Below are 25,776 nucleotides of genomic sequence, written 5' to 3'. Positions count from 1 at the left end.
CGCATTACCATCGCCGCATGTCCGACACAGGGGGCGTCCGCGAGGTGAAGTCGGCCGCGCGCACGGTGGAACTGCTCGAGGTGCTCGCCGCGCGCGGCGACCGTCCGGCACGCCTGCAGGAGCTCGCGGACGAACTCGGCATCCCGCGCAGCTCGATGTACGCCCTGCTGCAGACCCTGATCTCGCGGGGCTGGGTGCGGACGGACGTCACCGGCTCGCTCTACGGCATCGGCATCCACGCGCTGCTGACGGGGACGAGCTACCTGGACTCCGACCCCCGCGTCCGCATCGTCCGCCCCTATCTGGACGAGGCGTCCGAGGCGCTCGGCGAGACGATCCACCTGGGACGGCTGGACGGCACGGACGTGGCGTACCTCGCGACGCGCGAGTCGCACGAATACCTGCGCACGATCAGCCGCGTGGGCCGGAGACTGCCCGCACACGCGGGCGCGCTCGGCAAGGCGCTGCTGGCGGAACGGCCGGACGAGGCGGTGCCGCAGGGCCCGTTCGCGCCCTTGACACCCCACACCCACACGACGCGGGAGTCGCTGCTCGCGGACCTCGCCGCGACGCGGGAGCGGGGCCATTCCGTCGACCGGGAGGAGAGCGTCGTCGGCATCGTGGGCTTCGGCTTCGCCCTGCGCTACGACACCCCGGCACAGGACGCGATCAGCTGTTCGGTGCCGGTGGCCCGGCTGACGCCCGGTCACGAGGAGCGGATCGTCGCGGTGATGCGGGAGATCCGGGCCAGGATCGAAGGCATCCCGGTGGGCGGCGCGGGCGCTCCGCACTGGCGCTGAGGGCGGCGGACGACCAAGAGGGCGCACGCTCTTACCCGACCCCACCAGGATCAAACTCGAAAGTGGTCCACATCACACACACTGCGCTTCTTCCCGAACCGCGTGCTTGATACAAATTCCCTGCACGGTCCTGTCGTTCGACGGACGGCGCCCCACCCCCCTTTCTGAGCCGCTCTTTTCGCACGCCCTGGAACGCCCGTGTCCTCCCGCACCGCCCCGCCCTGGCCCCTCGTCGCCCTTTTCACGGCCGGCTACCTGGCCTCCTACCTGCTGCCCACCACCGTCGGCAGGCTCGACTCCGGTCTTCCGCTCTCCGCGACCGAGGCCGGTTCCATCGGCAGTGCCCTGCTGCTGAGTTCGGCCACCGCGGGCTTTCTGCTCGCCGCGCACGTCCGGCGCATCGGCCCCCGCCGCCTCGCCCGCGCCGGGCTCCTGTGCGCCGCCGTCGGCTACGGCACGGCCGCCCTCAGCCACAGCATCCCCGTGGTCGTCACCGGGGCGGTCGTCGGCGGGTTCGGCTCGGGGACGGTCACCACCGTCGCCGCGACCGGCATCGCGGCCCATCGCGATCCCCACCGCGCCTCCACGCTCGGCCTGCTCGGGGTCTCCGCGCTCGCGGGCGCCGTCTATCTGACGGTCCCGCACCTCGGCCCGGGCCACGGCCTGCCGCTCGCCGCGATCGCGCTCACCGCGCTGCTGGTGTGGCCCGCGACCGGTCGCCTCACCTCCGACGGCCCGGCCGCCGCGGCCACCCGCGACGGCGGCCGGCTGCCCCACCCGCGCTCCGGTCTGGTCCTGTCCGCCGGCATCCTGTGCTGGTCCCTCGCCCAGAACTCCCTGTGGGGCGTGAGCGGACGCATCGGCCTCACCCAGGCGCACCTGACGGAGGTCACCGTCGGCGTGGTCTTCGCCGTCGCGCTCGGCGCCGGGCTGCTCGGCGTACTGGCCGCGGGCGCGCTCGGCCCCCGCCTCGGCCGTGCGCTTCCCATCGGCGCGGGCACCGCGCTCATCGCCGGCTGCATCGCGGTCAGCGCGTCCGCCACCGGCCTCGGCACCTTCGCCACCGGCGAGATCGCCTGGAACACGCTCTACCCGATCGTGCTGTCGTATCTGATCGGCCTCGCCGCCTCCCTCGACGGACGCGGCCGGTGGGCGGTCCTCGTCGGCTCCGCGTCCTCGCTCGGCACGGCGGCGGGCCCCCTCATCGGCAGTGTGCTGTCCGCGCGGGCGGGCTTCCCCGCGATGGGCGCGATCCTCGCCACCGGCCTGCTCGCGATGGCTCTCCCGCTGGCCGCGGTCGCCCTGCACACCGGGGGCCGCACACTGCGGCTGGGACCGGTGCGCCGGGGCCGGGGGCCCGTCCTGCTCGAGGAGTTCGGGGGAGCACCGGTCGTGGACGTACCCGACGCCTACGGGAACGCGTACGCGTCCACCTCGGCGAGGTAGCGCGCCCGCCGCTCCTCGTCGTGCTCCAGGAAGGAGGCGAGGAAGGAGTTGCGGGCCAGCTCGCGCAGCCGGTCCTCGCCGAGCCCCAGGGACGTGCGGACGGCGTCGAAGTTGTCGCCGGCGTAGCCGCCGAAGTAGGCGGGGTCGTCGGAGTTGACGGTGCACAGCAGCCCGGCGTCGAGCATGGCCGGCAGGGGGTGCTCCGCCAGGGTGCCGACGGCACGCAGGCGGACGTTGGACAGAGGGCACAGGGTCAGCGGGACCCGCTCCCTCACGAGCCGCTCCACCAGCGCCGGGTCCTCCATGCAGCGCAGCCCGTGGTCGACGCGCTCGACACCGAGCACGTCGAGGGCCTCGGTGATGTACTCCGGCGGCCCCTCCTCACCGGCGTGCGCCACCCGCCTGAGGCCCAGGGCGGCGGCCGCCTCGTACACCTCGCGGAACTTGACCGGCGGATGTCCGACCTCGGCGGAGTCGAGACCGACACCGGTGATCCGGTCGAGGTACGGCCGCGCCGCCTGAAGGGTCTCCATGGCCGAGTCGGCGGACTCGTCCCGCAGGAAGCACATGATGAGCTGGGTGGAGACACCGTGGTTGCGCTCGCTGCTGCCGAGTGCGCGCCACAGGCCCTCCACCACCGTGCCCATGTCCACGCCGCGGGCGGTGTGGGCCTGCGGGTCGAAGAAGATCTCGGCGTGCCGCACGCCCTGCGCGGCGGCGCGCGCGAGATAGGCGTTCGCGAGGTCCTCGAAGTCCTGCTCGGTGCGCAGGACGGCCATCAGCTCGTAGTACAGGTTCAGGAACGACTGGAGGTCCTCGAAGGCGTAGGCGGCGCGCAGCTCGCCGGTGTCGGCGTAGGGCAGCTTCACGCCGTTGCGCGCGGCCAGCTCGAACGCCAGCTCGGGCTCCAGGGTGCCTTCGATATGGAGGTGCAGTTCAGCTTTCGGGAGGGGCATCGAAGCATCGTACGGGTGTTTTACCGCCGTTTCGGAACCGGCACCCGCATCAGGTCGTGCGCCACCGTCAGCTCGCCCTGGAACCCGGCCTCCCGCGCCTGCCTTTCGAAGTCGTCGGGTTCCGTGTACCGCTGACTGAAGTGGGTCAGGACGAGGTGGCGCACCCCTGCGTCGGCGGCGACGCGCCCGGCCTGCCCCGCGGTCAAGTGGCCGTGCTCCGCGGCGAGTCCGGCGTCCTCGTCGAGGAAGGTCGACTCGATGACGAGCATGTCGCAGCCGTCGGCGAGCGCGTACACGCCGTCGCACAGGCGGGTGTCCATGACGAACGCGAACCGCTGCCCGCGCCGCACCTCGCTGACCTCCTCCAGCGACACGCCGCGCAGGGAGCCCTCCCGCTGCATCCGCCCCACGTCGGGCCCCTGGATGCCGTGCGCGGCGAGTCGCTCGGGCAGCATGCGGCGCCCGTCGGGCTCGACGAGCCGGTAGCCGTAGGACTCGACGGGGTGCGAGAGCCGGCGGGCCTGAAGGGTGTACGCGGGAGTGACCGCGAGGGGCCCGTCCGCGTCGACTGGCGCCTCGGCCAGCGAGACGGTCTCGCGGTACGCCGTCGCATAGCGCAGCCGTTCGAAGAACCGGCGGCCCGACTTCGGGAAGTGCGCGGTGATCCGGTGCGGCACCTGGTCGAGGTTGATCCGCTGGATGACGCCGGCGAGCCCCAGCGAGTGGTCACCGTGGAAGTGCGTGACGCAGATCCGGTGCAGGTCGTGGGCGGCGACCCCGGCGCGCAGCATCTGGCGCTGGGTGCCCTCGCCGGGGTCGAAGAGGATGCCCTCGCCGTCCCAGCGCAGCAGGTAGCCGTTGTGGTTGCGGTGCCGGGTCGGGACCTGACTGGCGGTGCCGAGGACGACCAGTTCGCGTACGGACATCGCGCCTTACCCGGGGGGCCACTGCAGGCCGCGGCCGCCCAGGACGTGGGCGTGCGCGTGCCAGACGGTCTGGCCGGCGCCGCTGCCCGTGTTGAAGACGACGCGGTAGCTGTCGAGCTTCTCCTGCGCGGCGACCTCTCCGGCCTCGCGGAGCAGGTCGGCGGTGATGGCCGGTTCGGCGGCGGCGAGGGCGGCGATGTCCCGGTGGTGGACCCGGGGGATGACCAGCACGTGGGTCGGCGCCTGGGGGTTGATGTCCTGGAAGGCGACGGTGGTGTCGGTCTCCCGGACGATCGTCGCCGGGATCCGCCCCGCGACGATCTTGCAGAACAGGCAGTCGTCCTGCGGCTCTCCCGCCATGTGCGTGCCCTCCTCGGTAAGACTGACCACGACGGCGGCATCGTATCGGCCGTGCCCGCCCGGCCGCCCCAGCAGGGCGCGCCCCGCGAACGCGACGGGCGCTCCGGGGGCGACGCGGTGCCGTGCCATCTTCCACGATCGAATGCATGGTGCTAGCTTCAATAGCACCATGCTGTTGCGTTTGGACAAGAAGGACACCCGCCCGCTGCACGAGCAGGTGGCAGGCGCCATCCGGCGCGCCATCGCCGAGGGGGAATGCCGACCGGGGGACCGCCTGCCGTCGGCACGTGAGCTCTCCGAGGCACTGGACATCAACTCCAACACGGTTCTGCGCGGCCTGCGCAGCCTCCGGGACGAGGGCCTGCTGGAGTTCCGCAGGGGCCGGGGGGTGACCGTGGCCGAAGGCGCCGACCAAAGGTCCGGGCTGCTGGGCCGGGTGCACGCGCTGGTGGCCGAGGCGGCGCGCCTGGGCTACAGCAGAACCGATCTAGTCGAGATGATCAGGGGGATACCGTGAAGGACCGTACGCGGTCGGCGCGTGGTGAGCGCTGGGGCGTCATGGCGTGGACAGCGGGCACCGCGGTTCTGATCGCCGCGCTGCCCTGGGTGGCGAGCGGACGGCTGCCGGACCGGATGGCCACCCACTGGAGTCGCCTGGGACACAGCGCGCCCGACGGTTCGATGCCCCTGTGGGCCGCCTCCCTCTTCCCGATGCTGATCTGGCTGGTCCTGGCAGCGACCGTGTTCCTGGCCCTACGACGGGCCGAGGACGCCACGCGTGCGGCGGCGCGACCGTGGACCGCCGCCGGGCTGCTGTTCGGGGGTGTCCTGCTCGGCGGCGCACAGGCGTCCGTCGTCCGCGCGAACCTCGACCACGCGGACTGGCATCAGGCCCGTCAGCCGACTTCGTGGATCATCGCGACCGTCGCGGCGGCGATGGTCGCCGGAGTCGCCGGACGACTGCTCGGCACGCGCGGACGGCCCGCTGCCGCTCCCTCAGAGCCGAGCCGGGGGGAACCGGCTCTGGAGATCCCCGAGGGACAGCGCCTGGTGTGGTTCTCCCGCACCTCCAACCCCTGGCTGCACCTCCTGGCCGCCGCGACCGGCCTGGTGGCCGTGGCAGCCGTCGTCGCCCTCATCAGCGGCCTCGCCGGGCCCGGGTCGGTATGGGGCCTGTTCGTCCCCTGCGCGCTCGCGTCCCTCGTGCTGAGCGGCTGCGCGGCGGTGCAGGCGCGCGTGTCGGAGCGGGGTCTGGAGGTGGCGTTCGGTCCGCTCGGCTGGCCCGTGCGACGCTGGGCGGTCACGGACGTCGAATCCGCCCGCGCCGAGACCCGCACGCCGGCACAGGTCGGCGGCTGGGGCTACCGGCTGAGCGGTCTCGGCACCACGGTCATGCTGCGCAGCGGAGAATGTCTCGTCATCCGCGCACGGGGCAGGCGACACGAGTTCGCCGTCAGCGTCGACGACGCCGAGCGCGGCGCCGCTCTGCTGAACGCACTGAACGCGCACAGGCCGGCCTGAACGCCCCCGCTCGCGGGTGTTCTCCGCCGTCGACGGGGGGAACACTCGCGAGCGGGCCGGAATCGCCGTCGCGGAGCGGCGAATCACAGCGCCGGCAGCTCCGGGGGCCGTTTGGCCGGGTGTTCCTCCAGTGCTGCAAGGGCCAGGCGGATCGCCTCGTCCAACTGCGTGTCGCGGCCCGCCGCGTGGTCCTGCGGGGCCTGGATCACCTCGACGTCGGGATCGACCCCGTGGTTCTCCACCCCCCACCCGTACCCCTCCAGCCAGAACGCGTACTTCGGCTGGGTCACCAGCGTTCCGTCGACCAGCCGGTACTTGCTGTCGATCCCGATGACGCCGCCCCACGTCCGCGTCCCGACGACCGGCCCGATGCCGAGCGCCTTGACCGCCGCGTTGACGATGTCGCCGTCCGAGCCGGAGAACTCGTTGGCGACCGCGACGACGGGTCCGCGCGGCGCGTCCTCCGGGTAGCTGTACGGCCGTAGCCCGCGCGGCAGGTCCCAGCCCACGATCCGCCGCGCCAGCTTCTCCACGACGAGCTGGGAGGTGTGGCCGCCCCGGTTCTCCCGGACGTCCACGACCAGGCCCTCCCGCGCGACCTCGATCCGCAGGTCGCGGTGGAGCTGGGCCCATCCGTAACCCACCATGTCGGGCACGTGCAGATAGCCGAGCCGCCCGCCGGACCTCTCGTGCACATACGCCCGACGGTCCGCCACCCAGGCGTGGTACCGCAGGGGCTCCTCGTCCGCGATCGGGACGACCACCGCGTGCCGCAGGTCGCCTCCGCCCGCCGGCGAGACCGTCAGCTCCACCGGTTTCCCGGCCGTCCCCACCAGCAGCGGCCCGGGCCCGGTCACCGGATCCACCGGCCGCCCGCCGACCGCGACGATCGCGTCTCCGGCCCGTATCGCCACTCCCGGCGCGGCCAGCGGCGCCTGGGCCTCGGGGTCGGAGGTCTCCGACGGCAGCACCCGGTCGATGCGCCAACTCCCGTCCTCGTGCCGGGAGATGTCGGCGCCGAGCAGTCCCTGCCGCCGGTCGGCGCCCGGGCCGTAGCCGTGGGGAAGGACGTACGCGTGCGAGGTGCCCAGTTCGCCCTGCACCTCCCACAGCAGGTCCACGAGGTCGTCGTGGGTGGCGACCCGCTCGAGCACCGGCCGGTAGCGGTCCAGTACGCCGTCCCAGTCGACGCCGCCCAGGTCGGGCCGCCAGAAGTTGTCCCGCATGATCCGGCCGGTCTCGTCGAACATCTGCCGCCACTCGGCCGCCGGATCGACGGTCTGCCGTACGCGCGAGAGGTCGACGGTGATGTTTGCGTCGCTGTCGTCGTCGTTCGGGGCGCGCCGGTCGCTCGGGACGACCTTGAGCTTGCCGTCGGTCCACAGCAGCACCCGCTTGCCGTCGCCGCTGACCGTGAAGTGGTCGGCGTCCGAAGCGAGGTGCTCGATGCGCTGCTGGACGAGGTCGTACCGCTCCAGCTCGCTCTTGGGGTCGGGATCGTCGGGTGTGGCGCGGGAGGCGCCGAGGACGCCGCGCACCGGGTGCCGCAGCCACAGCACCCCGTCCTTGGCGGCCCGCAGCCCGGAGTAGCGCGCCGCCTCCACGGGGAACGGCACGATCCGGTCGGCGAGGCCCTCCAGGTCGATGCGGGTGGTGGGCGCGCCCTCGCTGTCGGGCGTCTCGTCCTTGTCGGGTGCCTCGAAGGGGCGGCCGTGCCGTTGCGGCCCGAACGGGGACGGCGTGGTCGCGGCGAGCGTGATCAGATGCGGCCGGGAGCCGCCCACGAAGGCGAGGTCGAAGACGTGCTCGTCGTACACCGGGTCGAAGGAGCGCGCCGAGAGGAACGCGAGATGCCTGCCGTCGAGGGTGAACGCGGGCGCGTAGTCCCGGAACCTCAGCGGGGTCGCCTCGGTCACCGACAGGTCGGCTGTGTTGGCGAGCTTGAGGTGGCGCAGCGGGCGCGGCCCGGGGTGCGACCAGGCCAGCCACGCCGAGTCGGGGGAGAACACGAGCCCGCTGACCTCGCCGTCCTCGCTGCGGTCGATCTCGCGCACCTCGCCGCTGTCCCGTTCGACGAGCAGCACCCGCCCGTCGTGCGCGGCGACGGCGACCTTGCTGCCGTCGGGCGACACCGCGAGCCCCAGCACCCGTCCGAGCCGCCCGGAGGCGAGCCGTCGCGGGGTGGCGCCGGGAGCGAGGCCGGTGGCGGGCGCGAACTCCAGCGCGTCGTCGCCCTCCGCGTCCGTCACCCACACCACCCACTCCTCGCCGTCCGCGCGGAAGGTGTGCGGCAGCCGGGCGCGCACGCCGTGCTCGGCGGCGAGCGCGCGGGCCGGCCCCGAGCGGTGGGTGACCCAGTGGACGGCGCCGCGCACCGAGACGGCGCTGCCGCGCCCGGTGTGGTCGGGCGAGGCGGCCCCGAACCAGCGGGAGGCGTCGACCGGATACGGCTGGAGGTCCACGCGCTGCCCGCCGAGCCGGATGTCGAGCGGCCTGGGCTCGGCGCCGTCGAGGTCGTCGAGGATCCACAGCCGGCCGGCCGAGGAGTACACGACCCGGGTGCCGTCGGTGGCCGCCTGGCGGGCGTAGAAACCGTCGAGGGGCGTGTGCCGTCGCAGGTCGGAGCCGTCGGCGAGGGAGGAGTACAGCGCCCCGACGCCCTCGTGGTCACAGAGGAAGGCGATGCGGTCCCCCACCCACGACGGGTACTCGATGTTGCCGTCCAGGTCCTCGTGCAGGCGTACGAACTCGCCGTCGCCCTCGCGGTCGATCCACAGCTTGCCGGCCGTGCCGCCCCGGTACCGCTTCCAGAGGGCGGCCTCGCGGGCCCCGGCGGACAGCAGCACGGTGTGCGGTCCGTACGCGACCTCGCCGACCGGCCCGTACGGCAGCGTGGCCGCCGGTCCTCCGTCGAGCGGTACGGCGTGCGCCCAGGTGCGGCGGAAGGAGGCCTGGCCGACCGCGCTGAGCGCGAGCACGTCCCCGTCGGGGGTCCAGCCGCGCACCTGGGTCTTCGCGCTTCCCCAATGGGTGAGGCGCTTGGCGGGTCCGCCGTCGATCGGCGCGATGTGCACCTCGGGGGCGCCGTCGCGGGTGGAGGTCCAGGCGACGGTCGTGCCGTCCGGGGAGATGCGCGGGTGGTTGACCGGTATGTTGTCGGCGCTGACCCGCCAGGCGCGGCCGCCGTCGAGTGGGGCGACCCAGACGTCGTCCTCGGCGGTGAAGGCGACCAACTCGCCGTGCAGATGCGGGAACCGGAGATACGCGGGCGATGTGGACTGAGTCACCAGGTCACCCTAAGCAGCAACCGCTGTCCCGAACAGGGGGTCTTCCCGCTTACCTGCGTCGTGCCCGCGGCTTGTGCGCCCGTCACTTGCCCTGGACCGGCCAGCAGGTGGGGTCGCCCTGGCACCAGATGGTCCTGGTGACGGTGACCGTGACCGTGGGCCCGGGCCGCCCGGGTCCGGTCGGGTTGCCGGCGGGCGGGCTGGGCGTGCTGCCCTGGCAGTTGCCGAGGCCGCTGACGTGGAACAACTCCTTGCCGCCCACGGTGGCCCTGAGGTCTCCGCGGACGCACTTGCCGTCCACGGCGCGGGTGACCCGGCCCTTGACGGTGATGTCCTTGCCGTCGTCCGTCTGTCCCTTGCAGTCGACGGTGACGACGGCGGTCTCGCTCGCCGAGGGCGCCGTACCGGACGTGCCGGCCCTGCTGCCGTAGTCGCCCGAGCAGCTCAGCCAGCGCACCTTCACATGCTGCCGCTGCAGTTCCTCGGTGGCGGCCCGGTCCGTGGTGTACGCCACCGACGCGGAGCTGAGATCACCGGGCTGGCAGGCCACGGCTCCGCCCACGGCCACCACTGCCAGGCCGGTGACCCCGGCGAACCGCCGTAACCCGGGCCGTCGCCCGATGCGCCGCAATGCCCCCATGAAGGGCAGCGTGCCACTTGCGCGGCGGCGACGGTAGAGCGCATACGGTCACGTGAGCGCCTCGCCGTCACCCTCTCCGCGCGCCGTCAGCCGCGCAGCAGGAGCCACTGCTGAAGCTCCACCAGGTTGCCTTCGGGGTCCTTGAGGTGGGCGACGCGCATGCGGTCGGTCATGGGGGCCGGGCCGTGCAGCAGGGTGGCGCCGCGGGAGGTGATCTCGGCGCAGTACGCGTCCAGGTCGTCCACGCGCAGCACCACGAGCGAGCGGTGGCCCGTGGCCTCGTCGCCCAGCTCGCCGAGCACTTCGGCCATCATCGCGCGGTCCTGCAGGGCGATGCCCGCGGAGCCGGTGGCCGGGCTGAACTTCTCGTAGGGGCCGTCCACCGCGCCCGACTGGGGCTTGAGGCCGAGGACGTCGGCGTAGAAGCGGTAGCAGGCGGCGAAGTCCGAGACCAGCAGTCGTACTTGGGCGAGTTCCATGGCGTTCCCCCGGTGGCTCGATGGATCCGTGGCGTCAGGACCAGCGGCCCGTGCGGCCGAGCAGCAGCGCGGCCGCCGCGGTACCGGCGGTCGAGGTACGCAGGACACTACGCCCGAGGACGTACGTCTTCGCGCCCGCCTCCCGGAACAGCGTCAACTCCTCCGGTGAGATGCCCCCTTCGGGGCCGACGACCAGCACGATCGCGCCCTCGGTGGGGAGTTCGGCGGTGGCCAGCGGCTCGCTGCCGTACTCGAAGTCGGAGTGCAGGATCGCGGCGAAGTCGGCTTCGGCCAGAAGTGCGGCAACCTGCTTGGTGGTCGCCGCGTCCGCGACCTCCGGGAAGCGCAGCCGGCGCGACTGCTTGCCCGCCTCGCGGGCGGTGGCCCGCCACTTGCCGAGCGCCTTCTGCCCGCGGTCCCCCTTCCACTGGGTGATGCACCTGGAGGCCTGCCAGGGGACGATCGCGTCGACGCCGACCTCGGTCATGGTCTCCACGGCCAGTTCACCGCGGTCGCCCTTGGGGAGGGCCTGGACGACGGTGATGCGGGGAGACTCCACGGGCTCCTCGTGGGACTCCAGATCCGTGATCACCAAGCGGTCCTTGCCCTCGGCGGCCTTCACCACGCCCTCGATCCACCAGCCGCGTCCGTCGGTGAGGACGACGTCCTCACCGGGCCGCAGCCGCTTCACCGAGACGGCGTGCCGCCCCTCGGGGCCGTCGAGCACGAACTCCGGGCCGATGACGTCGCGTCGCTCGATGACGAACACAGGTGCGTTCATCGCTCGGCACCTCCCGTCGACAACGCTGTCGCCGCCTCCTGAAGCTCCGCGGCCAGCACCTCCACCAGCCGCCCGGCGGGCAGGTCCCGCGCCAGGCGGTGCCCCTGCCCCGCCCACAGCGCCATGCCCTGGGCGTCACCGGCCTTGGCGGCCGCCTTGCGCAGAGGGGAGGTGAGGTGGTGGATCTCGGGGTACGCGGCGGGCGCGTACGGGCCGTGCTCACGCATGAACCGGTTGACCAGGCCGCGCGCCGGGCGCCCGGAGAACGCGCGGGTCAGCTCCGTGCGGACGAAGTGGGGGTCGGTCAGCGCCTGCTTGTGCAGGGGGTGGGCGCCGGACTCGGGGGTGGCGAGGAACGCGGTGCCGAGCTGGGCGGCGCTCGCGCCCGCGGCCAGGACGGCGGCGATCTGGCTGCCGCGCATGATGCCGCCCGCGGCGACGATCGGGATGGTGACGGTCTCGCGGACCTGGGCGATGAGCGAGAGCAGTCCGACGCCGCAGCCGTCGTCCTCCCGGCTGTTCCGGTGGGCGCCCTGGTGGCCGCCGGCCTCGATGCCCTGCGCGATCACCGCGTCGGCGCCCGCCTCCTGCACGGCGAGGGCCTCCTCGGCGGTGGTCGCGGTGACCAGGGTGAGGGTTCCCAGGCGGCGCAGGGAGTCCAGGACGTCCGGGGCCGGGACGCCGAAGTGGAAGGAGACCACCGGGACCGGGTCGTCGAGGAGCACGGCCAGTTTGGCGTCGTAGCCGTCGTCACGGCCGCTGTCGCGGTCGCCCAGCTCGGTCTCGTACCAGGTGGCCTCGCCGGCGAGCTGGTTGGCGTAGACCTCGACGGCGGCCGGGTCGGCATGGTCGGGCTGGGGCATGAAGACGTTCACGCCGAAGGGGCGGTGGGTCAGCCCGCGGAGCTGCTTGATCTCCTGGTACATCCCGTCGGCGGTCTTGTACCCGGCGGCGAGGAACCCCAGGCCTCCGGCCTCGGACACGGCGGCGGCGAGCTGCGGCACGGAGGCGCCGCCGGCCATGGGGGCCTGCACGATCGGGTGCGGGAGGAGATCGGTCAGGGAGGACATGACGGCATGTTGTCACGTCCTTTGAACAAGTCCGAAACCGGCCGTCCCGTGGCATACGCCAGGGGAATGAGTGCAGTACGGAGGCGGCGAAGGCCGGCGGATCCAGCCCCTCCGGGGGTCGAGCGGGCGGTGGCACCGACACCGGGCACCTCTCCGCCCCACCCCCGGGTGGCCACGGGCTCAGCGCCCGTTGAACGCGTCCTTCAGCCTGGAGAACAACCCCTGCTGCCCGGGCTGGAACTGCCCCTGCGGGCGTTCCTCGCCGCGCAGCTTGGCCAGTTCGCGCAGCAGCCGCTCCTGCTCCGGGTCCAGCTTGGTCGGCGTCTGGACCTCGACGTGGACGATCAGGTCGCCCCGGCCGCCGCCACGCAGATGCGTGACACCGCGGTTGTGCAGCGGGATCGACTGACCGGACTGCGTGCCGGGACGGATGTCGACCTCCTCCAGGCCGTCCAGCGTCTCCAGCGGCACCTTCGTGCCGAGGGCCGCCGCCGTCATCGGGATGGTGACCGTGCAGTGCAGGTCGTCGCCGCGGCGCTGGAAGGTCGGGTGCGGCAGCTCGTGGATCTCGACGTACAGGTCGCCGGCCGGACCACCGCCGGGGCCGACCTCGCCCTCGCCCGCGAGCTGGATGCGCGTGCCGTTGTCGACACCGGCCGGGATCTTGACCGTGAGCGTCCGGCGCGAGCGCACCCGCCCGTCGCCCGCGCACTCCGGGCACGGGTTCGGGACGATCGTGCCGAAGCCCTGGCACTGCGGGCACGGCCGGGACGTCATGACCTGGCCCAGGAAGGACCGCGTGACCTGGGAGACCTCACCGCGGCCACGGCACATGTCGCACGTCTGCGCCGACGTGCCGGGCGCCGCGCCCTCGCCGTTGCAGGTGTTGCAGACGACGGCCGTGTCGACCTGGATGTCCTTCGTCGTGCCGAAGGCCGCCTCGTCCAGCTCCACCTCGAGCCGGATCATCGCGTCCTGGCCCCGGCGGGTGCGCGAGCGCGGGCCGCGCTGCGACGCCGTGCCGAAGAACGCGTCCATGATGTCGGAGAAGTTCCCGAAGCCGCCCGCGCCGAAGCCGCCCGCGCCGGCGCCGCCCGACTGGGACAGCGGGTCGCCGCCGAGGTCGTAGACCTGCTTCTTCTGCGGGTCCGACAGCACCTCGTACGCGGCGTTGATCTCCTTGAACCGCTCCTGCGTCTTGGGATCGGGGTTGACGTCCGGGTGCAGCTCGCGGGCGAGCCGGCGGAACGCCTTCTTGATCTCTTCCTGCGACGCGTCGCGGCGCACGCCGAGTACGGCGTAGTAGTCCGTGGCCACTTACGACTCCGCCAGGATCTGTCCGACGTACCGTGCCACCGCTCGTACCGCTCCCATCGTTCCGGGGTAATCCATGCGGGTCGGTCCGACCACGCCGAGTTTCGCTACTGCCTCGCCGCCCGAACCGTAGCCCACGGAGACGATGGACGTGGAGTTGAGTCCTTCGTGCGCGTTCTCATGGCCGATACGCACCCGCATGGCCGGATCCTTCGCCTCACCCAGCAGTTTGAGGAGCACCACCTGCTCCTCCAGCGCCTCCAGGACGGGGCGGATGGTGAGGGGGAAGTCGTGCGCGAAGCGGGTGAGGTTCGCGGTGCCGCCGATCATCAGCCGCTCCTCGGTCTCCTCCACGAGCGTCTCGAGGAGCGTGGAGAGCACCGTGGAGACGGTGCTCCGGTCCTCCGGCTCCTCGAACGCCTCGGGTAGATCCTGCACGAGTTGCGGGACGTCCGCGAAGCGGCGGCCGGCGACCCTGCTGTTGAGCCGCGCGCGCAGGTCCGCGAGCGACGTCTCACCGAACGGCGCCGGGCAGTCGATCATGCGCTGCTCGACCCGGCCGGTGTCCGTGATCAGCACGAGCATCACACGCGCGGGTGCCATCGACAGCAGCTCCACATGACGCACGGTCGAACGCGTCAGCGACGGGTACTGCACCACGGCGACCTGCCGCGTGAGCTGCGCGAGCAGCCGCACCGTGCGCGCCACCACGTCGTCGAGGTCGACGGCGCCCTCCAGGAAGTTCTGGATGGCGCGCCGCTCGGGCAGGCTCATCGGCTTGACGCCCGCGAGCTTGTCGACGAAGAGGCGGTAGCCCTTGTCCGTGGGAATGCGTCCGGCGCTGGTGTGCGGCTGGGCGATGTACCCCTCCTCCTCCAGCGCGGCCATGTCGTTGCGGACGGTGGCCGGGGAGACGCCGAGGTTGTGCCGCTCGGTGAGGGCCTTGGAACCCACCGGCTCTTCGGTGCCGACGTAGTCCTGGACGATGGCGCGCAGCACCTCGAGCCTGCGTTCACTGAGCATCGCGCACACCTCCAGCGGTCGTGTCCCCTAGGCGCTTCCCCTGGCACTCTTCGCTTGCGAGTGCCAGCATTCCCCGGCCAGTGTACGGCTGTCGGGTACACACCCGGCAAGGGCGGGGCGCGGTGCCGTACCGGGGTGTACCGACCTGTACCGGCCTGTCCTGCCGCATCGGGCGCCTGCGGATAGCGTCGCCGTATGACGGTGTTGTGGGAAGGGTCGGGGTGGGAGGCGCTCGGGGCGCGTGCGGGGCGGACCAGGCTGCCGGTCTGGGACTGCACGGCCGGGCTGGTCGTGGGCGACGACGCGGCGCTGCTGGTCGACGCCGGGTCGAGCCTGGCCGAGGGTGTGCGGTTGCGCGGCGCGGCGGAGCGGCTGCTCGAGCCGCTCGGCGGGGAACGGCGTGTGACGCATCTCGCGCTGACCCATCCCCATTTCGACCATGTCTTCGGGGCGGCGGCGTTCGCGGGCGCGGAGGTGTTCGGGGCGGTGGGCATCGACGGGGTGCTGGCCTACGGGCGGGGGGAACTGGTCGCGGACGCGGTGCGCAACGGTCTGGATCCGGCTCGGGCCACCGAGGCGGCGGACGCGCTGGTCCGCACGCGCCACCTGGTCTCGGGCGAGTGGACGCTGGACCTGGGAGGGGTGCAGGTGCTGCTGGCGAACGTGGGGCCGGGCCACACGGCCCACGATCTTGTGGTGTTCGTGCCCGGGGACCCCGGGGAGCCGGAAGTGGTGTTCTGCGGGGACCTGGTGGAGGAGTCCGGCGAGCCGCAGGCGGGCCCGGACGCGATCCCCTCGCACTGGCCTGCGGCTCTGGACCGGCTGCTGGAGCTGGGCGGGGAGAACGCGGTGTACGTGCCGGGGCACGGGGCGGTGGTGGACGCGGGGTTCGTACGGGCGCAGCGGGACGAGCTGGCGGCGCGTTTCGGCGTGTCGTAGCGAATCCCGGCGTGTCGTGGGACCTCGCGGTCGCCTTCTCCTATCGTCATCCGAATGCGCCAGTACTCTCCGGACCTGACCCCGCCGTGGAAGAAGCCGAAGCCCGTCCCGGAGGTCCCGGCGGACCCCGGTCTGGTGGTGGAGGAGCCGCGTACGGGCTTCTGCGGTGCGGTGATCCGCTGCGAGGCGGGCACGGTGACGCTGGAGGACCGCTTCGGGAAGCACCGGGTGTTCCCGCTGGAACCGGGGGGCTTCCTGCTGGAGGGCCGGACGGTGACCCTGGTGCGTCCCAAGGCCGCCGTGCAGCGCCCGACCCGTACGGCCTCGGGCTCAGTGGCTGTCCCCGGGGCGCGCGCGAGGGTGGCCCGCGCCGGCCGTATCTATGTGGAGGGCCGCCACGACGCCGAGCTGGTCGAGAAGGTGTGGGGCGACGACCTGCGCATCGAGGGCGTGGTGGTGGAGTACCTGGAGGGCGTCGACGACCTCCCGTCGATCGTCGAGTCCTTCGCCCCGGGCCCGGACGCCCGCCTCGGCGTCCTGGTGGACCACCTGGTCCCCGGCACGAAGGAGTGGCGCATCGCGAAGTCGGTGACGAGCGAGCACGCGCTGGTGGTGGGTCACCCGTACATCGACATCTGGGAGGCGGTGAAGCCGTCGTCCCTGGGGATCGAGGCATGGCCGCGGGTTCCGCACGGCCAGGACTGGAAGACGGGGGTGTGCCGGGCGTTGGGCTGGCCGACGGACAACACCGGCGCGGTGTGGCAGGCGATCCTGAAGCGGGTGGGGTCTTACAAGGACCTGGAGCCGGAGTTGCTGGGCCGGGTGGAGGAGTTGATCGACTTCGTCACGGGTAGCGGTGGGGCCTGACGTTGGGGAACGTTCCGAACTCGGTGGTGTCCAGTTCGAGTCCCAAATCCTCTACTGGCAGCGGCGCCCCAAACTTGGTGATCTGCTGGCGCTGGTAGTCGGCGTCCTCTCCCTTCCCGACAGGCCTCGTCAGCAGGACACACTGCGCCATGATCGGATCTACGATGAGGTAGACAGGCACCTTTCCGGCGGCGTAGATCGACCGCTTGATTTCGTAGTCCCGCTGGACGCTGGTCTTGGAGACGACCTCCACAACCATCGTGATCAGCCGGGACGGGATCAGGCGCCCCGAGTCGGGCCTGACTTCGCGCTCGACAACCACCAGGTCCGGTACTGGCTCACTGGCCTCGTCAAGGATGTCGACATCCTGGGTCTGCAGGCGGGACCACCGCTTACGTGGGATCTGGTCCAGCACGTCTTCCACGATCATGTTGTGCACAAGATCGGGGCTGGCCATCATCACGATTTCCCCCCGGAGAAGCTCGACCTTGACTCCCTCGGGAGGCTCGAGCTCCTCGAAGTACTTGGTCATCCCACGCTCGTCCACAGCGGTCATCTCCGTGGCCCTCCACATCCGCCGCGTCCTTTTGGCGGCAGCCTACGAACCAGGTTAGGGACCGAACCCCCGTTCCGCCGGGATTCACCCGCCGGAGTGATCAGTCCACCAGGTCCCGCACCACCGCGTCCGCCAGCAGCCGTCCCCGCAGCGTGAGAACGGCCCGTCCCTCCTCGTAGGGACCGGCCTCCAGCAGCCCCTCCCCCAGCGCCCGGCGCGAAGCCGCGAGCCCCTCCTGCCGCAGCAGGGCCAACGGCACCCCTTCCCGGAGCCGCAGCTCCAGCAGGATGCGCTCCACCCGGCGGTCCTCCTCCGACAGGAGCTCCCGCCCGGCGCCCGGCGACCGCCCGGCCGCCAGCGCCGCCGCGTACGCCCCCGGGTGCTTCACGTTCCACCAGCGCACGCCCCCCACGTGGCTGTGCGCCCCCGGGCCCGCGCCCCACCAGTCCGCGCCCCGCCAGTACAGCTCGTTGTGCAGACAGCGGCCGGCGGCCGACGTGGCCCAGTTCGAGACCTCGTACCAGTCGTAGCCCGCCGACCCCAGCACCTCGTCGGCGATCAGATAGCGGTCCGCGTGCACGTCGTCGTCCGTCATCGGGATCTCGCCCCGGCGGATGCGCCGGGCGAGCTGCGTGCCCTCCTCCACGATCAGCGCGTACGCCGAGACGTGGTCCGGGGCCGCGCCCAGCGCCGCGTCCAGGGAGGCCCGCCAGTCGTCGTCCGACTCCCCCGGTGTGCCGTAGATCAGGTCCAGGTTCACGTGTTCGAAGCCCGCCGCCCGGGCCTCGGCCACGCACCGCTCGGGGCGGCCCGGGGTGTGTGTGCGGTCCAGGATCTTCAGGACGTGCGGGCGCGCGCTCTGCATGCCGAAGGAGATCCGGGTGAAGCCGCCCTCCCGGAGGGTGGCCAGATACGCCGGATCGACGGATTCCGGGTTCGCCTCCGTCGTCACCTCGGCGTCGGCCGCCAGCCCGAACTCGTCGCGGATCGCCCCCAGCATCCGTACGAGGTCCTCCGCGGCCAGCAGCGTCGGCGTGCCGCCCCCGACGAACACCGTGCGCACCTCGCGCGGGTCGTCGCCCAGCACCTTGCGGGCCAGGCGGACCTCGTCGATCAGGGTCGACGCGTAGTTGTCCCGGGAGGCGAGGACGCCTCCGGTGCCCCGCAGCTCCGTCGCCGTGTACGTGTTGAAGTCGCAGTAGCCGCAGCGCGTCGCGCAGTACGGCACATGGAGGTAGAACCCGAGGGGTCGCCCGGCGGCCCCGGCGAGCGCGTGCGCGGGCAGTGCGCCGTCGTCGGGGACCGGTTCTCCGTCGGGGAGTGCGGAAGGCATGTCCCCCATTGTCCCGTACTGCCAGAAGTCCTCATTCCGCCTGCAGCACCAGCAGCGCCAGATCGTCCTCCGGCGGCTTCCCGCCGAACTCGTGCACCAGCGTCCTGATCCGCTCGGCGACCAGCTCCGCGTTCATCCCGGCGCAGCCCGCCAGGGCCGCCGCGAGCCCGTCGCCGTCGTCGAACTGGCGTGACCCGCTGCGCCGCTCGGTCACTCCGTCGGTGACGCACAGCAGGGTGTCGCCGGAGCACAGGTCGAAGGTCTCGCACGTGTACGTCTCGTCCTCGACGACTCCGAGCAGCGTCTGCGGCTGGGCCACGGCCCGCACGTCGCCGTCCGGGCCGAGCAGCAGCGGCAGCGGGTGCCCGGCCGAGGCGAGCGTGCAGCGCACCCCGCCGTCGTGGGGGACGAGTTCGCCGTAGAGGAGGGAGAGGAAGCGGGCGTGGGGGCCGTCGTCGGCGACCGGCACCGGCGTGCCCGCCGCGACCAGTGCCCGCGCCGCCGCGTCGGAGGCCTCCGTGGCGTCGTCGAGCAGGAGCTGGTTGAGGCGGTCCAGGACGTCGGGGACGTCGTAGCCCTCGCGGGCCAGCAGCCGCAGCCAGGGCCGGGCGAGGCCGATCACGACCGCGGCCTCGGGGCCCTTGCCCTGGACGTCGCCGAGCGCGAAGCACCACCGGCCGTGGCCGGCAGGGAAGATGTCGTAGAAGTCACCGCTCGGTCCGCCCTGGTCGCGCGGCTCGTACACGAGTGCGCTGCTCACCCCGGGGATCTCGGCGACCGCGCCCGGCAGCAGCCCGCGCTGGAGCACCCGGCTGATGGTGGCCTGGCGCGCGTACTGCCGGGCCGCCCCGATGGCCAGCGCCACCCGGCGGCTGAGGTCCTCGACGAGTCCGGTTACCTCGTCGGGGAAGCGCAGCAGCCCGGCCCGCCCGATGACGAGCGTGCCGAGCGGCCGCCCGCCGGCGATCAGCCGGTAGGCGAGCGCCGCCCCGGTCGCGCCCCGCGGGCCCAGCGCCTCACCGGGCCAGGGCACGGGCACCGCCCGGGAACGCACCGACTCGGGCAGCCGGGGCGGGTCCTTCTCCAGGGCCCGGCGCAGCTCCTCGATGCGGTTCTCGCTGACGTGCCAGACACGGGCGAGCCGCGGCCCGGCGGCGGCCGACGCCGACGGTCCGTGCCAGCCGGTGGTCTCGTCCTCCAGCCACACCGCGCACCAGTCGGCGAGCCGGGGCACGATCAACTGTCCGGTGAGCGCCGCGACCAGGTCCTCGTCGAGCTGCCCGGCGAGCAGGTCGGACGCCTCGGCCAGGAAGGACAGCGCGCCGCGGCCCCGCCACTCCGGGTCGTGCAGGCCGCGCCCGGGCTCGGCGAAGGCGGAGAGTTCGGGCCCGAGTATCTCGGCCGGGCTCAGCCCGCGTCCCAGGGCGCTGTCGCCGGCGTACGGCTCGATCCCGTCCTCGGTGTCCAGGGCGCCGTGCAGCGGAAGCAGCGCCCAGACGGTCTTGGCGCCGGTGCGGTAGGTGATCCCCCAGGCGGTGGAGAGCGAGGAGACGAGGCGCAGGCCGCGCCCGTACTCGGGTATGCCGTAGGGGCGCTCGCCGCCGTCGTCCCGTACCGCGCGCGAGGGGTGGTGGTCGGAGACCTCGACGAGCAGCCCGGCGGACTCGCCCTGCGCGTCCATGAGGCGGCAGACCAGCTCGACGTCGGTGCCGGCGTGCACGACGGCGTTGGTGACGAGCTCGCTGACGACGAGCAGGGCGTCGTCGGCCAGGCGCTCGGTGACGGCCTCGGGCTCGGCGGTGCGGTCCCACTCGGTGAGGGCGCCGCGCACGAGCCGGCGGGCGTTCCCGGCCGCGAGCGGGCTGCCGGGCAGCGTCGCCCGCACCACCGTGCGCAGGCCCGCGGACTCGAGCACGTCGGGGGCACGGGAGGCGGTCTCCCGTTGGGTGGGAATGGGCCCCATGGACAGCTCCCCGGGCAGTTCGGACGAATACGCCTCTGACGATGCGGACAGGGTGACAGACTGGCCCCGCCCATAAGCGCCGAGTTACCGAAGTGGGCCGCCATGAGTGAGTGCAGGGCTCCCCAGGTGATCGAAGGCGGACAGATTCGAGCAGGAAATGCCCACTGAGGAGACGTCCGAGGACAGCGCCGGCATCCTCCTCGTCGACGACATGGAGGAGAACCTGACCGCGCTGGAGGCCGTGCTGGGCTCGCTCAACGAGCCGCTGGTGCGCGCGCGTTCGGGCGAGGAGGCGATGAAGGCGCTGCTCGAGCGCCGGTTCGCGGTCGTCCTGCTGGACATCCGGATGCCGGGCATGGACGGTTTCGAGACCGCCGCGCACATCAAACGGCTCGACCGGACCAAGGACGTCCCGATCGTCTTCCTGACCGGCTCGGACGCGGAGGCGGGCTACGCCTTCCGGGGGTACGCGACGGGGGCCGCGGACTATCTCACGAAGCCGTTCGACCCATGGGTGCTGCGGGCGAAGGTGACGGTGTTCCTCGATCTGCACCGCAAGAGCAGGCGGCTGGAGCGGCTGCGGGAGGGCCTGGCCGGCCTGGAGGAACGCCTGTCCGGGGACGACCTCCCGGACCCGGCGGAACTACGCCGCCGGGTCCGGGAGTTACAGCGATGGGCAGCCGGGGTGCGGGCGCCCTGACATCTCCTACGCCTCGCGCGTCCCCGCGTACATCTCGTCGATCAGGTGCTTGTACTCCCGTTCCACGACCGGCCGCTTGAGCTTGAGGCTGGGCGTGATCTCCCCGTGCTCCACGTCGAGGTCCCGCGGCAGCAGCCGGAACTTCTTGATGGTCTGCCAGCGCTGGAGGCCCTCGTTGAGCTGCTTGACGTAGCCGTCGACCATCTCGACCGTCGCGGGAGCGGCGACGACCTCGGCGTACGGCTTGCCCTCCAGGCCGTTCTCCTTCGCCCACTCCAGGATCGCGACCTCGTCGAGCGCGATGAGGGCGGTGCAGAAGTTCCGGTCGGCGCCGTGCACCAGGATGTTGGAGACGTACGGGCACACCGCCTTGAACTGCCCCTCGACCTCGGCGGGCGCGATGTACTTGCCGCCGGAGGTCTTGATGAGGTCCTTCTTGCGGTCGGTGATGCGCAGATACCCGTCGGGCGACAGCTCGCCGATGTCACCGGTGTGGAACCAGCCGTCCGCCTCCAGCACCTCGGCGGTCTTCTCCGGCAGCCCGTGGTAGCCCTCCATGATGCCGGGCCCGCGCAGCAGGATCTCGCCGTCGTCCGCGATGCGCACCTCGGTGCCGGGCAGCGGCTTGCCGACCGTGCCCGTGCGGTAGGCCTCGCCCGGGTTGACGAAGGAGGCGGCGGAGGACTCGGTGAGGCCGTAGCCCTCCAGGATGTGGATGCCGGCGCCGGCGAAGAAGTACCCGATCTCGGGGGCCAGGGCGGCCGAACCGGAGACGCAGGCCCGCAGCCGGCCGCCGAACGCCTCGCGGATCTTGGCGTAGACGAGGGCGTCCGCGACCTTGTGCTTGGCGGCGAGACCGAACGGCACGGCGTGCGTGCCGGTGCGGCGGAAGTTGTCCTGCGAGACCTTGGCGTACTCGCGGGCGACCTCGGCCGCCCACAGGAAGATCTTGTACTTGGCCGGACCGCCCGCGCGGGCCTTGGCGGCCACCCCGTTGTAGACCTTCTCGAAGATGCGCGGCACGGCCGCCATGTACGTCGGCTGCACCACCGGCAGATTCTCGATGATCTTGTCGACCCGGCCGTCGACGGCGGTGACGTGCCCGACCTCGATCTGGCCGGAGGTCAGCACCTTGCCGAAGACATGGGCGAGCGGCAGCCACAGGTACTGCACGTCCTCGGGGCCGAGCAGCCCGGTCGCGGCGATCGCCTTGGCCATGTACGACCAGTTGTCGTGCGGCAGGCGCACGCCCTTGGGGCGGCCGGTGGTGCCGGAGGTGTAGATGAGGGTGGCGAGCTGGTCCTTGGTGATCGCCCCGACCCGTTCCTTGATCAGCTCCGGGTGCATCTCCAGGTAGGCGGCGCCGCGCTGCTCCAGGTCGGCCAGGGTGAGCACCCCGTCGCCGGTCTCGACGCCCGCCGGGTCGATCACCACGACGTGGGTCAGGGCGGGCAGCTCCCCCCGCTTGTCCCGCGCCTTGGCGAGCTGCTCGGCGTTCTCCGCGACGAGAACCCGGCTCTCGGAGTCGGAGAGGATGAAGGCCGCCTCGTCGGCGTTGGTCTGCGGATAGATGGTGGTCGTGGCCGCACCGGCGCACAGGATGCCCAGGTCGGCGAGGATCCACTCCACCCGGGTCGAGGAGGCGAGGGCGACGCGCTGCTCGGGCCGGACCCCCAGTTCGATCAGCCCGGCCGCGATCGCGTGGACCCGCTCGGCGGCCTCGGCCCAGCTCAGCGACTTCCAGTCGTCGGGGCCTTCACCGGAGGCCGGGGGTACGGGGTAGCGGTAGGCCTCGGCGTCCGGCGTGGCCGCCACGCGCTCCAGGAAGAGCGCCGCCACGGAGGGCGGACGGTTCTCGATCAAGGTCTGTGTGTCGCTCACGACATCCTCCGGGGCCCGCGGCGGTGCGGCTGGCTGGCTCATTGCTGCTGGATCGTTGCGGCTGCGGTCACTGGCGACGTTTGTTTAACTCACGAGTAACCCTCGAGCAGGCATCAGAGTAGAGCCCGACCGGCCGGTGCGTAAGGGGCGGTGGCCTGTCGTTTCGTACACAGAGCCACCGGGCGCATGCGCCGGGGCCCGCCGCGCTCGTGCACGACGGGCCCCGTACCGCCCGGTTTGCCGGGGTCCCCGCGGCGGACCCGGTTACTTCTTGCCCTTGACCGACCCCGCGCTGTCATCGCTGGAGAGCACCGCGATGAAGGCCTCCTGCGGAACCTCCACGGAACCCACCATCTTCATCCGCTTCTTGCCCTCCTTCTGCTTCTCCAGCAGCTTCCGCTTACGGGAGATGTCACCGCCGTAGCACTTGGCGAGGACGTCCTTGCGGATGGCGCGGATGGTCTCGCGGGCGATCACACGGGAGCCGATGGCGGCCTGCACCGGCACCTCGAAGTTCTGCCGCGGGATGAGTTCCTTGAGCTTGGCGACGAGTCGCACGCCGTACGCGTACGCCTGGTCCTTGTGGGTGATCGCCGAGAAGGCGTCGACCTTGTCGCCGTGCAGCAGGATGTCCACCTTGACGAGGCTGGAGGACTGCTCTCCGGTGGGCTCGTAGTCCAGCGAGGCGTACCCGCGCGTCTTGGACTTGAGCTGGTCGAAGAAGTCGAAGACGATCTCGGCGAGCGGGAGGGTGTAGCGGATCTCGACCCGGTCCTCGGACAGGTAGTCCATGCCGAGCAGCGTGCCGCGGCGGGTCTGGCACAGCTCCATGATCGCGCCGATGAACTCGGTGGGCGCGAGGATCGTGGCCCGCACGACCGGCTCGTACACCTCGGCGAGCTTGCCCTCGGGGAACTCGCTCGGGTTGGTGACCGTGTGCTCGGTGCCGTCCTCCATGATCACGCGGTAGACCACGTTCGGCGCGGTCGCGATCAGGTCGAGCCCGAACTCGCGCTCGAGCCGCTCGCGGATCACGTCGAGGTGCAGCAGGCCGAGGAAGCCGACGCGGAAGCCGAAGCCGAGGGCGGCGGAGGTCTCCGGCTCGTAGACGAGCGCGGCGTCGTTGAGCTGGAGCTTGTCGAGGGCCTCGCGCAGGTCGGGATAGTCGGAACCGTCCAGCGGGTACAGGCCCGAGAAGACCATGGGCTTCGGGTCCTTGTAGCCGCCCAGCGGCTCCTCGGCGCCCTTGGCCTGGCTGGTGATGGTGTCACCGACCTTGGACTGGCGGACGTCCTTCACCCCGGTGATGAGGTAACCCACCTCACCGACGCCGAGGCCGTCGGCGCCGAGCATCTCGGGCGAGTTGACGCCGATCTCCAGCAGCTCGTGCGTGGCGCCGGTGGACATCATCCGGATCCGCTCACGCTTGTTGAGCTGGCCGTCCACGACACGCACATAGGTGACGACGCCGCGGTAGGAGTCGTAGACGGAGTCGAAGATCATCGCGCGGGCGGGCGCGTCGGCGACGCCGACCGGGGCCGGGATCTGCTCGACGACCTTGTCCAGCAGCGCCTCGACGCCGAGGCCGGTCTTGGCGGAGACCTTCAGCACGTCGCCGGGGTCGCAGCCGATGAGGTTGGCGAGTTCCTCGGCGAACTTCTCCGGCTGCGCGGCCGGCAGGTCGATCTTGTTGAGGACGGGGATGATCGTGAGGTCGTTCTCCATCGCCAGGTAGAGGTTGGCGAGGGTCTGCGCCTCGATGCCCTGGGCGGCGTCGACGAGGAGGATGGTGCCCTCGCAGGCGGCGAGGGAGCGCGAGACCTCGTAGGTGAAGTCGACGTGCCCCGGGGTGTCGATCATGTTCAGGATGTGCGTGTTGCCCGGATCGTGGGTGGGGGCCCAGGGCAGCCGCACGGCCTGGGACTTGATCGTGATGCCGCGCTCGCGCTCGATGTCCATGCGGTCGAGGTACTGAGCACGCATCTGCCGCTGCTCGACGACGCCGGTCAGCTGGAGCATCCGGTCGGCGAGCGTGGACTTGCCGTGGTCGATGTGCGCGATGATGCAGAAATTGCGGATCAGAGCCGGGTCGGTACGGCTCGGCTCGGGCACATGGCTAGGGATCGCGGGCACGCAGGGTCCTGATTCTTGAGGCGTCCGCAGTGTCTGCGGTCTCGGGTCGGATCGATACGTAGCCTCCATGGTCCCACGCGCACGGGGCTACGACCGGTTTGGGCCGTGCCCGATGCGGTCGAACGGGCTGCGGGGAGGGGCCTCGCGGCCGGTTTGGGCGGGCCAGAGCGCGGCTGGTAGCCTGAGTGGCTGTGTCTCCTGCCCTCTCAGCGCGAGACACGTCTTCAGGAAATCACCGGCGCGTGAGGCGGCCAGCCTCGCGTGCCTGAACCCGTAAAGGCTCATTCGTGGCGAACATCAAGTCCCAGATCAAGCGGAACAAGACGAACGAGAAGGCGCGCCTGCGCAACAAGGCCGTCAAGTCCTCGCTCAAGACCGCGATCCGCAAGGCTCGCGAGGCCGCTGCCGCGGGCGACACCGAGAAGGCCACCGAGCTCCAGCGCGCCGCCGCGCGTGCGCTCGACAAGGCCGTCTCCAAGGGCGTCATCCACAAGAACCAGGCCGCCAACAAGAAGTCGGCGCTGGCTTCCAAGGTCGCGTCCCTCAAGGGCTGACCGCTTCCTTTTGATCTGAACTGGTCCAACCGCCGGAAGGACCCAGAGCGGGCCCTCTCTCATCCGCTCCCGACCGGCACCCCGAGTCCGTACGCGGCCTGCGTTCGCCACGCGGGTACGGGCTCGCCAGCTTGAACCGAAGGCCCCGCCACCCGTCCTTCCCCAGGACGGAGGGCGGGGCCTTCGGTATGGGCGGCCACATCGGCATGGCATCCACAGCGGCACGGGCGGCCACGAGGCCGGGGGC

General features: G+C 72.0%; 23 protein-coding genes. 8 read left to right on the top strand and 15 right to left on the bottom strand.

Going from position 1 to position 25,776, the window contains the following annotated elements; genetic code table 11:
- Positions 1-17: 17 nt before the first annotated feature.
- Together ACZ4SW_RS05365 and ACZ4SW_RS05360 are read left to right on the top strand one after the other, a co-directional pair.
- A complete protein-coding gene (locus ACZ4SW_RS05365; protein WP_468238208.1) occupies positions 18-800 on the top strand; it encodes an IclR family transcriptional regulator in 783 nt (260 codons plus the stop codon).
- Between the two features lie 198 nt (positions 801-998).
- On the top strand, positions 999-2,246 hold the full coding sequence (locus tag ACZ4SW_RS05360; RefSeq protein ID WP_468238206.1) for an MFS transporter: 1,248 nt from the start codon (positions 999-1,001) through the stop codon (positions 2,244-2,246).
- Here the strand turns inward: ACZ4SW_RS05360 and ACZ4SW_RS05355 are convergent.
- Genes ACZ4SW_RS05355 through ACZ4SW_RS05345 form a run of 3 tightly spaced genes read right to left on the bottom strand, consistent with a single transcriptional unit; the run spans position 2,210 to position 4,488 of the window.
- Complete coding sequence (locus ACZ4SW_RS05355; RefSeq protein ID WP_468238204.1) at positions 2,210-3,202, bottom strand: adenosine deaminase; 993 nt, start codon at positions 3,200-3,202, stop codon at positions 2,210-2,212. The genes ACZ4SW_RS05360 and ACZ4SW_RS05355 overlap by 37 nt on opposite strands.
- Positions 3,203-3,222: 20 nt before the next feature.
- Positions 3,223-4,128 carry a ribonuclease Z gene (locus ACZ4SW_RS05350; protein ID WP_468238201.1) on the bottom strand — a complete coding sequence of 302 codons (906 nt, stop codon included), beginning with the start codon at positions 4,126-4,128 and terminating at the stop codon, positions 3,223-3,225.
- Between the two features lie 6 nt (positions 4,129-4,134).
- Positions 4,135-4,488, bottom strand: a complete 354-nt coding sequence (locus ACZ4SW_RS05345) for a histidine triad nucleotide-binding protein (RefSeq protein ID WP_468238511.1) — start codon at positions 4,486-4,488, stop codon at positions 4,135-4,137.
- A gap of 169 nt (positions 4,489-4,657) precedes the next feature.
- Between ACZ4SW_RS05345 and ACZ4SW_RS05340 the strand changes: the two genes are divergently transcribed.
- Both ACZ4SW_RS05340 and ACZ4SW_RS05335 read left to right on the top strand, forming a co-directional pair.
- Entirely contained in the window at positions 4,658-5,005 is a 348-nt protein-coding gene (locus ACZ4SW_RS05340; RefSeq protein WP_468238199.1) for a GntR family transcriptional regulator, read from the top strand.
- The gene (locus ACZ4SW_RS05335) at positions 5,002-6,009 is read left to right on the top strand and encodes a DUF1648 domain-containing protein (protein ID WP_468238197.1); all 1,008 of its coding nucleotides are present in this window, start codon (positions 5,002-5,004) and stop codon (positions 6,007-6,009) included. The genes ACZ4SW_RS05340 and ACZ4SW_RS05335 overlap by 4 nt, the downstream gene beginning before the upstream one ends.
- A gap of 83 nt (positions 6,010-6,092) precedes the next feature.
- Here the strand turns inward: ACZ4SW_RS05335 and ACZ4SW_RS05330 are convergent, their stop codons facing one another.
- From ACZ4SW_RS05330 to hrcA, 7 genes are all read right to left on the bottom strand, one after another.
- Positions 6,093-9,296: a S41 family peptidase gene (locus ACZ4SW_RS05330; RefSeq protein WP_468238194.1), complete on the bottom strand. Its 3,204-nt coding sequence runs from the start codon at positions 9,294-9,296 to the stop codon at positions 6,093-6,095.
- Between the two features lie 82 nt (positions 9,297-9,378).
- Positions 9,379-9,936 (bottom strand): hypothetical protein, encoded by a 558-nt coding sequence (locus tag ACZ4SW_RS05325; protein ID WP_468238192.1) that lies wholly within the window; start codon positions 9,934-9,936, stop codon positions 9,379-9,381.
- An 86-nt stretch (positions 9,937-10,022) separates the two neighbouring features.
- Complete coding sequence (locus tag ACZ4SW_RS05320; RefSeq protein WP_468238189.1) at positions 10,023-10,415, bottom strand: VOC family protein; 393 nt, start codon at positions 10,413-10,415, stop codon at positions 10,023-10,025.
- 34 nt (positions 10,416-10,449) lie between these two features.
- The gene (locus ACZ4SW_RS05315; protein WP_468238187.1) at positions 10,450-11,196 is read right to left on the bottom strand and encodes a 16S rRNA (uracil(1498)-N(3))-methyltransferase; all 747 of its coding nucleotides are present in this window, start codon (positions 11,194-11,196) and stop codon (positions 10,450-10,452) included.
- A complete protein-coding gene (locus tag ACZ4SW_RS05310) occupies positions 11,193-12,266 on the bottom strand; it encodes a nitronate monooxygenase (protein ID WP_468238185.1) in 1,074 nt (357 codons plus the stop codon). Before ACZ4SW_RS05310 ends, ACZ4SW_RS05315 begins: the two co-directional genes overlap by 4 nt.
- A 180-nt stretch (positions 12,267-12,446) precedes the next feature.
- Complete coding sequence (gene dnaJ, locus ACZ4SW_RS05305) at positions 12,447-13,583, bottom strand: molecular chaperone DnaJ (protein ID WP_468238182.1); 1,137 nt, start codon at positions 13,581-13,583, stop codon at positions 12,447-12,449.
- The gene (hrcA, locus tag ACZ4SW_RS05300) at positions 13,584-14,603 is read right to left on the bottom strand and encodes a heat-inducible transcriptional repressor HrcA (RefSeq protein WP_468238180.1); all 1,020 of its coding nucleotides are present in this window, start codon (positions 14,601-14,603) and stop codon (positions 13,584-13,586) included. It abuts the gene before it with no gap.
- Between the two features lie 195 nt (positions 14,604-14,798).
- Between hrcA and ACZ4SW_RS05295 the strand changes: the two genes are divergently transcribed.
- Both ACZ4SW_RS05295 and ACZ4SW_RS05290 read left to right on the top strand, forming a co-directional pair.
- Positions 14,799-15,542, top strand: a complete 744-nt coding sequence (locus ACZ4SW_RS05295) for an MBL fold metallo-hydrolase (RefSeq protein WP_468238178.1) — start codon at positions 14,799-14,801, stop codon at positions 15,540-15,542.
- Between the two features lie 54 nt (positions 15,543-15,596).
- Positions 15,597-16,409, top strand: coding sequence for a DUF3097 domain-containing protein (locus ACZ4SW_RS05290; protein WP_468238175.1), 813 nt, complete (start codon positions 15,597-15,599; stop codon positions 16,407-16,409).
- Here ACZ4SW_RS05290 and ACZ4SW_RS05285 read toward each other — a convergent pair.
- The 3 genes from ACZ4SW_RS05285 to ACZ4SW_RS05275 form a co-directional block, all read right to left on the bottom strand.
- Positions 16,387-16,965, bottom strand: coding sequence for a Uma2 family endonuclease (locus ACZ4SW_RS05285; protein ID WP_468238172.1), 579 nt, complete (start codon positions 16,963-16,965; stop codon positions 16,387-16,389). The genes ACZ4SW_RS05290 and ACZ4SW_RS05285 overlap by 23 nt on opposite strands.
- Positions 16,966-17,065: 100 nt before the next feature.
- Complete coding sequence (gene hemW / locus ACZ4SW_RS05280; protein WP_468238169.1) at positions 17,066-18,298, bottom strand: radical SAM family heme chaperone HemW; 1,233 nt, start codon at positions 18,296-18,298, stop codon at positions 17,066-17,068.
- 31 nt (positions 18,299-18,329) lie between these two features.
- Positions 18,330-20,261: a SpoIIE family protein phosphatase gene (locus tag ACZ4SW_RS05275; protein WP_468238166.1), complete on the bottom strand. Its 1,932-nt coding sequence runs from the start codon at positions 20,259-20,261 to the stop codon at positions 18,330-18,332.
- Positions 20,262-20,418: 157 nt separating this feature from the next.
- Here ACZ4SW_RS05275 and ACZ4SW_RS05270 point away from each other — a divergent pair, with 157 nt between their 5' ends.
- A complete protein-coding gene (locus ACZ4SW_RS05270) occupies positions 20,419-20,961 on the top strand; it encodes a response regulator (RefSeq protein WP_468238163.1) in 543 nt (180 codons plus the stop codon).
- Positions 20,962-20,967: 6 nt separating this feature from the next.
- On the opposite strand, the gene ACZ4SW_RS05265 is transcribed toward ACZ4SW_RS05270, so the two are convergent.
- Both ACZ4SW_RS05265 and lepA read right to left on the bottom strand, forming a co-directional pair.
- Positions 20,968-22,842, bottom strand: coding sequence for an AMP-dependent synthetase/ligase (locus tag ACZ4SW_RS05265; RefSeq protein WP_468238159.1), 1,875 nt, complete (start codon positions 22,840-22,842; stop codon positions 20,968-20,970).
- 264 nt (positions 22,843-23,106) lie between these two features.
- Positions 23,107-24,975 (bottom strand): translation elongation factor 4, encoded by a 1,869-nt coding sequence (lepA, locus tag ACZ4SW_RS05260; RefSeq protein WP_468238156.1) that lies wholly within the window; start codon positions 24,973-24,975, stop codon positions 23,107-23,109.
- Positions 24,976-25,262: 287 nt separating this feature from the next.
- Between lepA and rpsT the strand changes: the two genes are divergently transcribed.
- Positions 25,263-25,529, top strand: a complete 267-nt coding sequence (rpsT, locus tag ACZ4SW_RS05255; protein WP_362192739.1) for a 30S ribosomal protein S20 — start codon at positions 25,263-25,265, stop codon at positions 25,527-25,529.
- Positions 25,530-25,776 lie beyond the last annotated feature (247 nt).

This window comes from Streptomyces sp. NPDC028331 (assembly GCF_055565775.1).
This window is presented reverse-complemented; position numbering and strand designations above follow the sequence as displayed.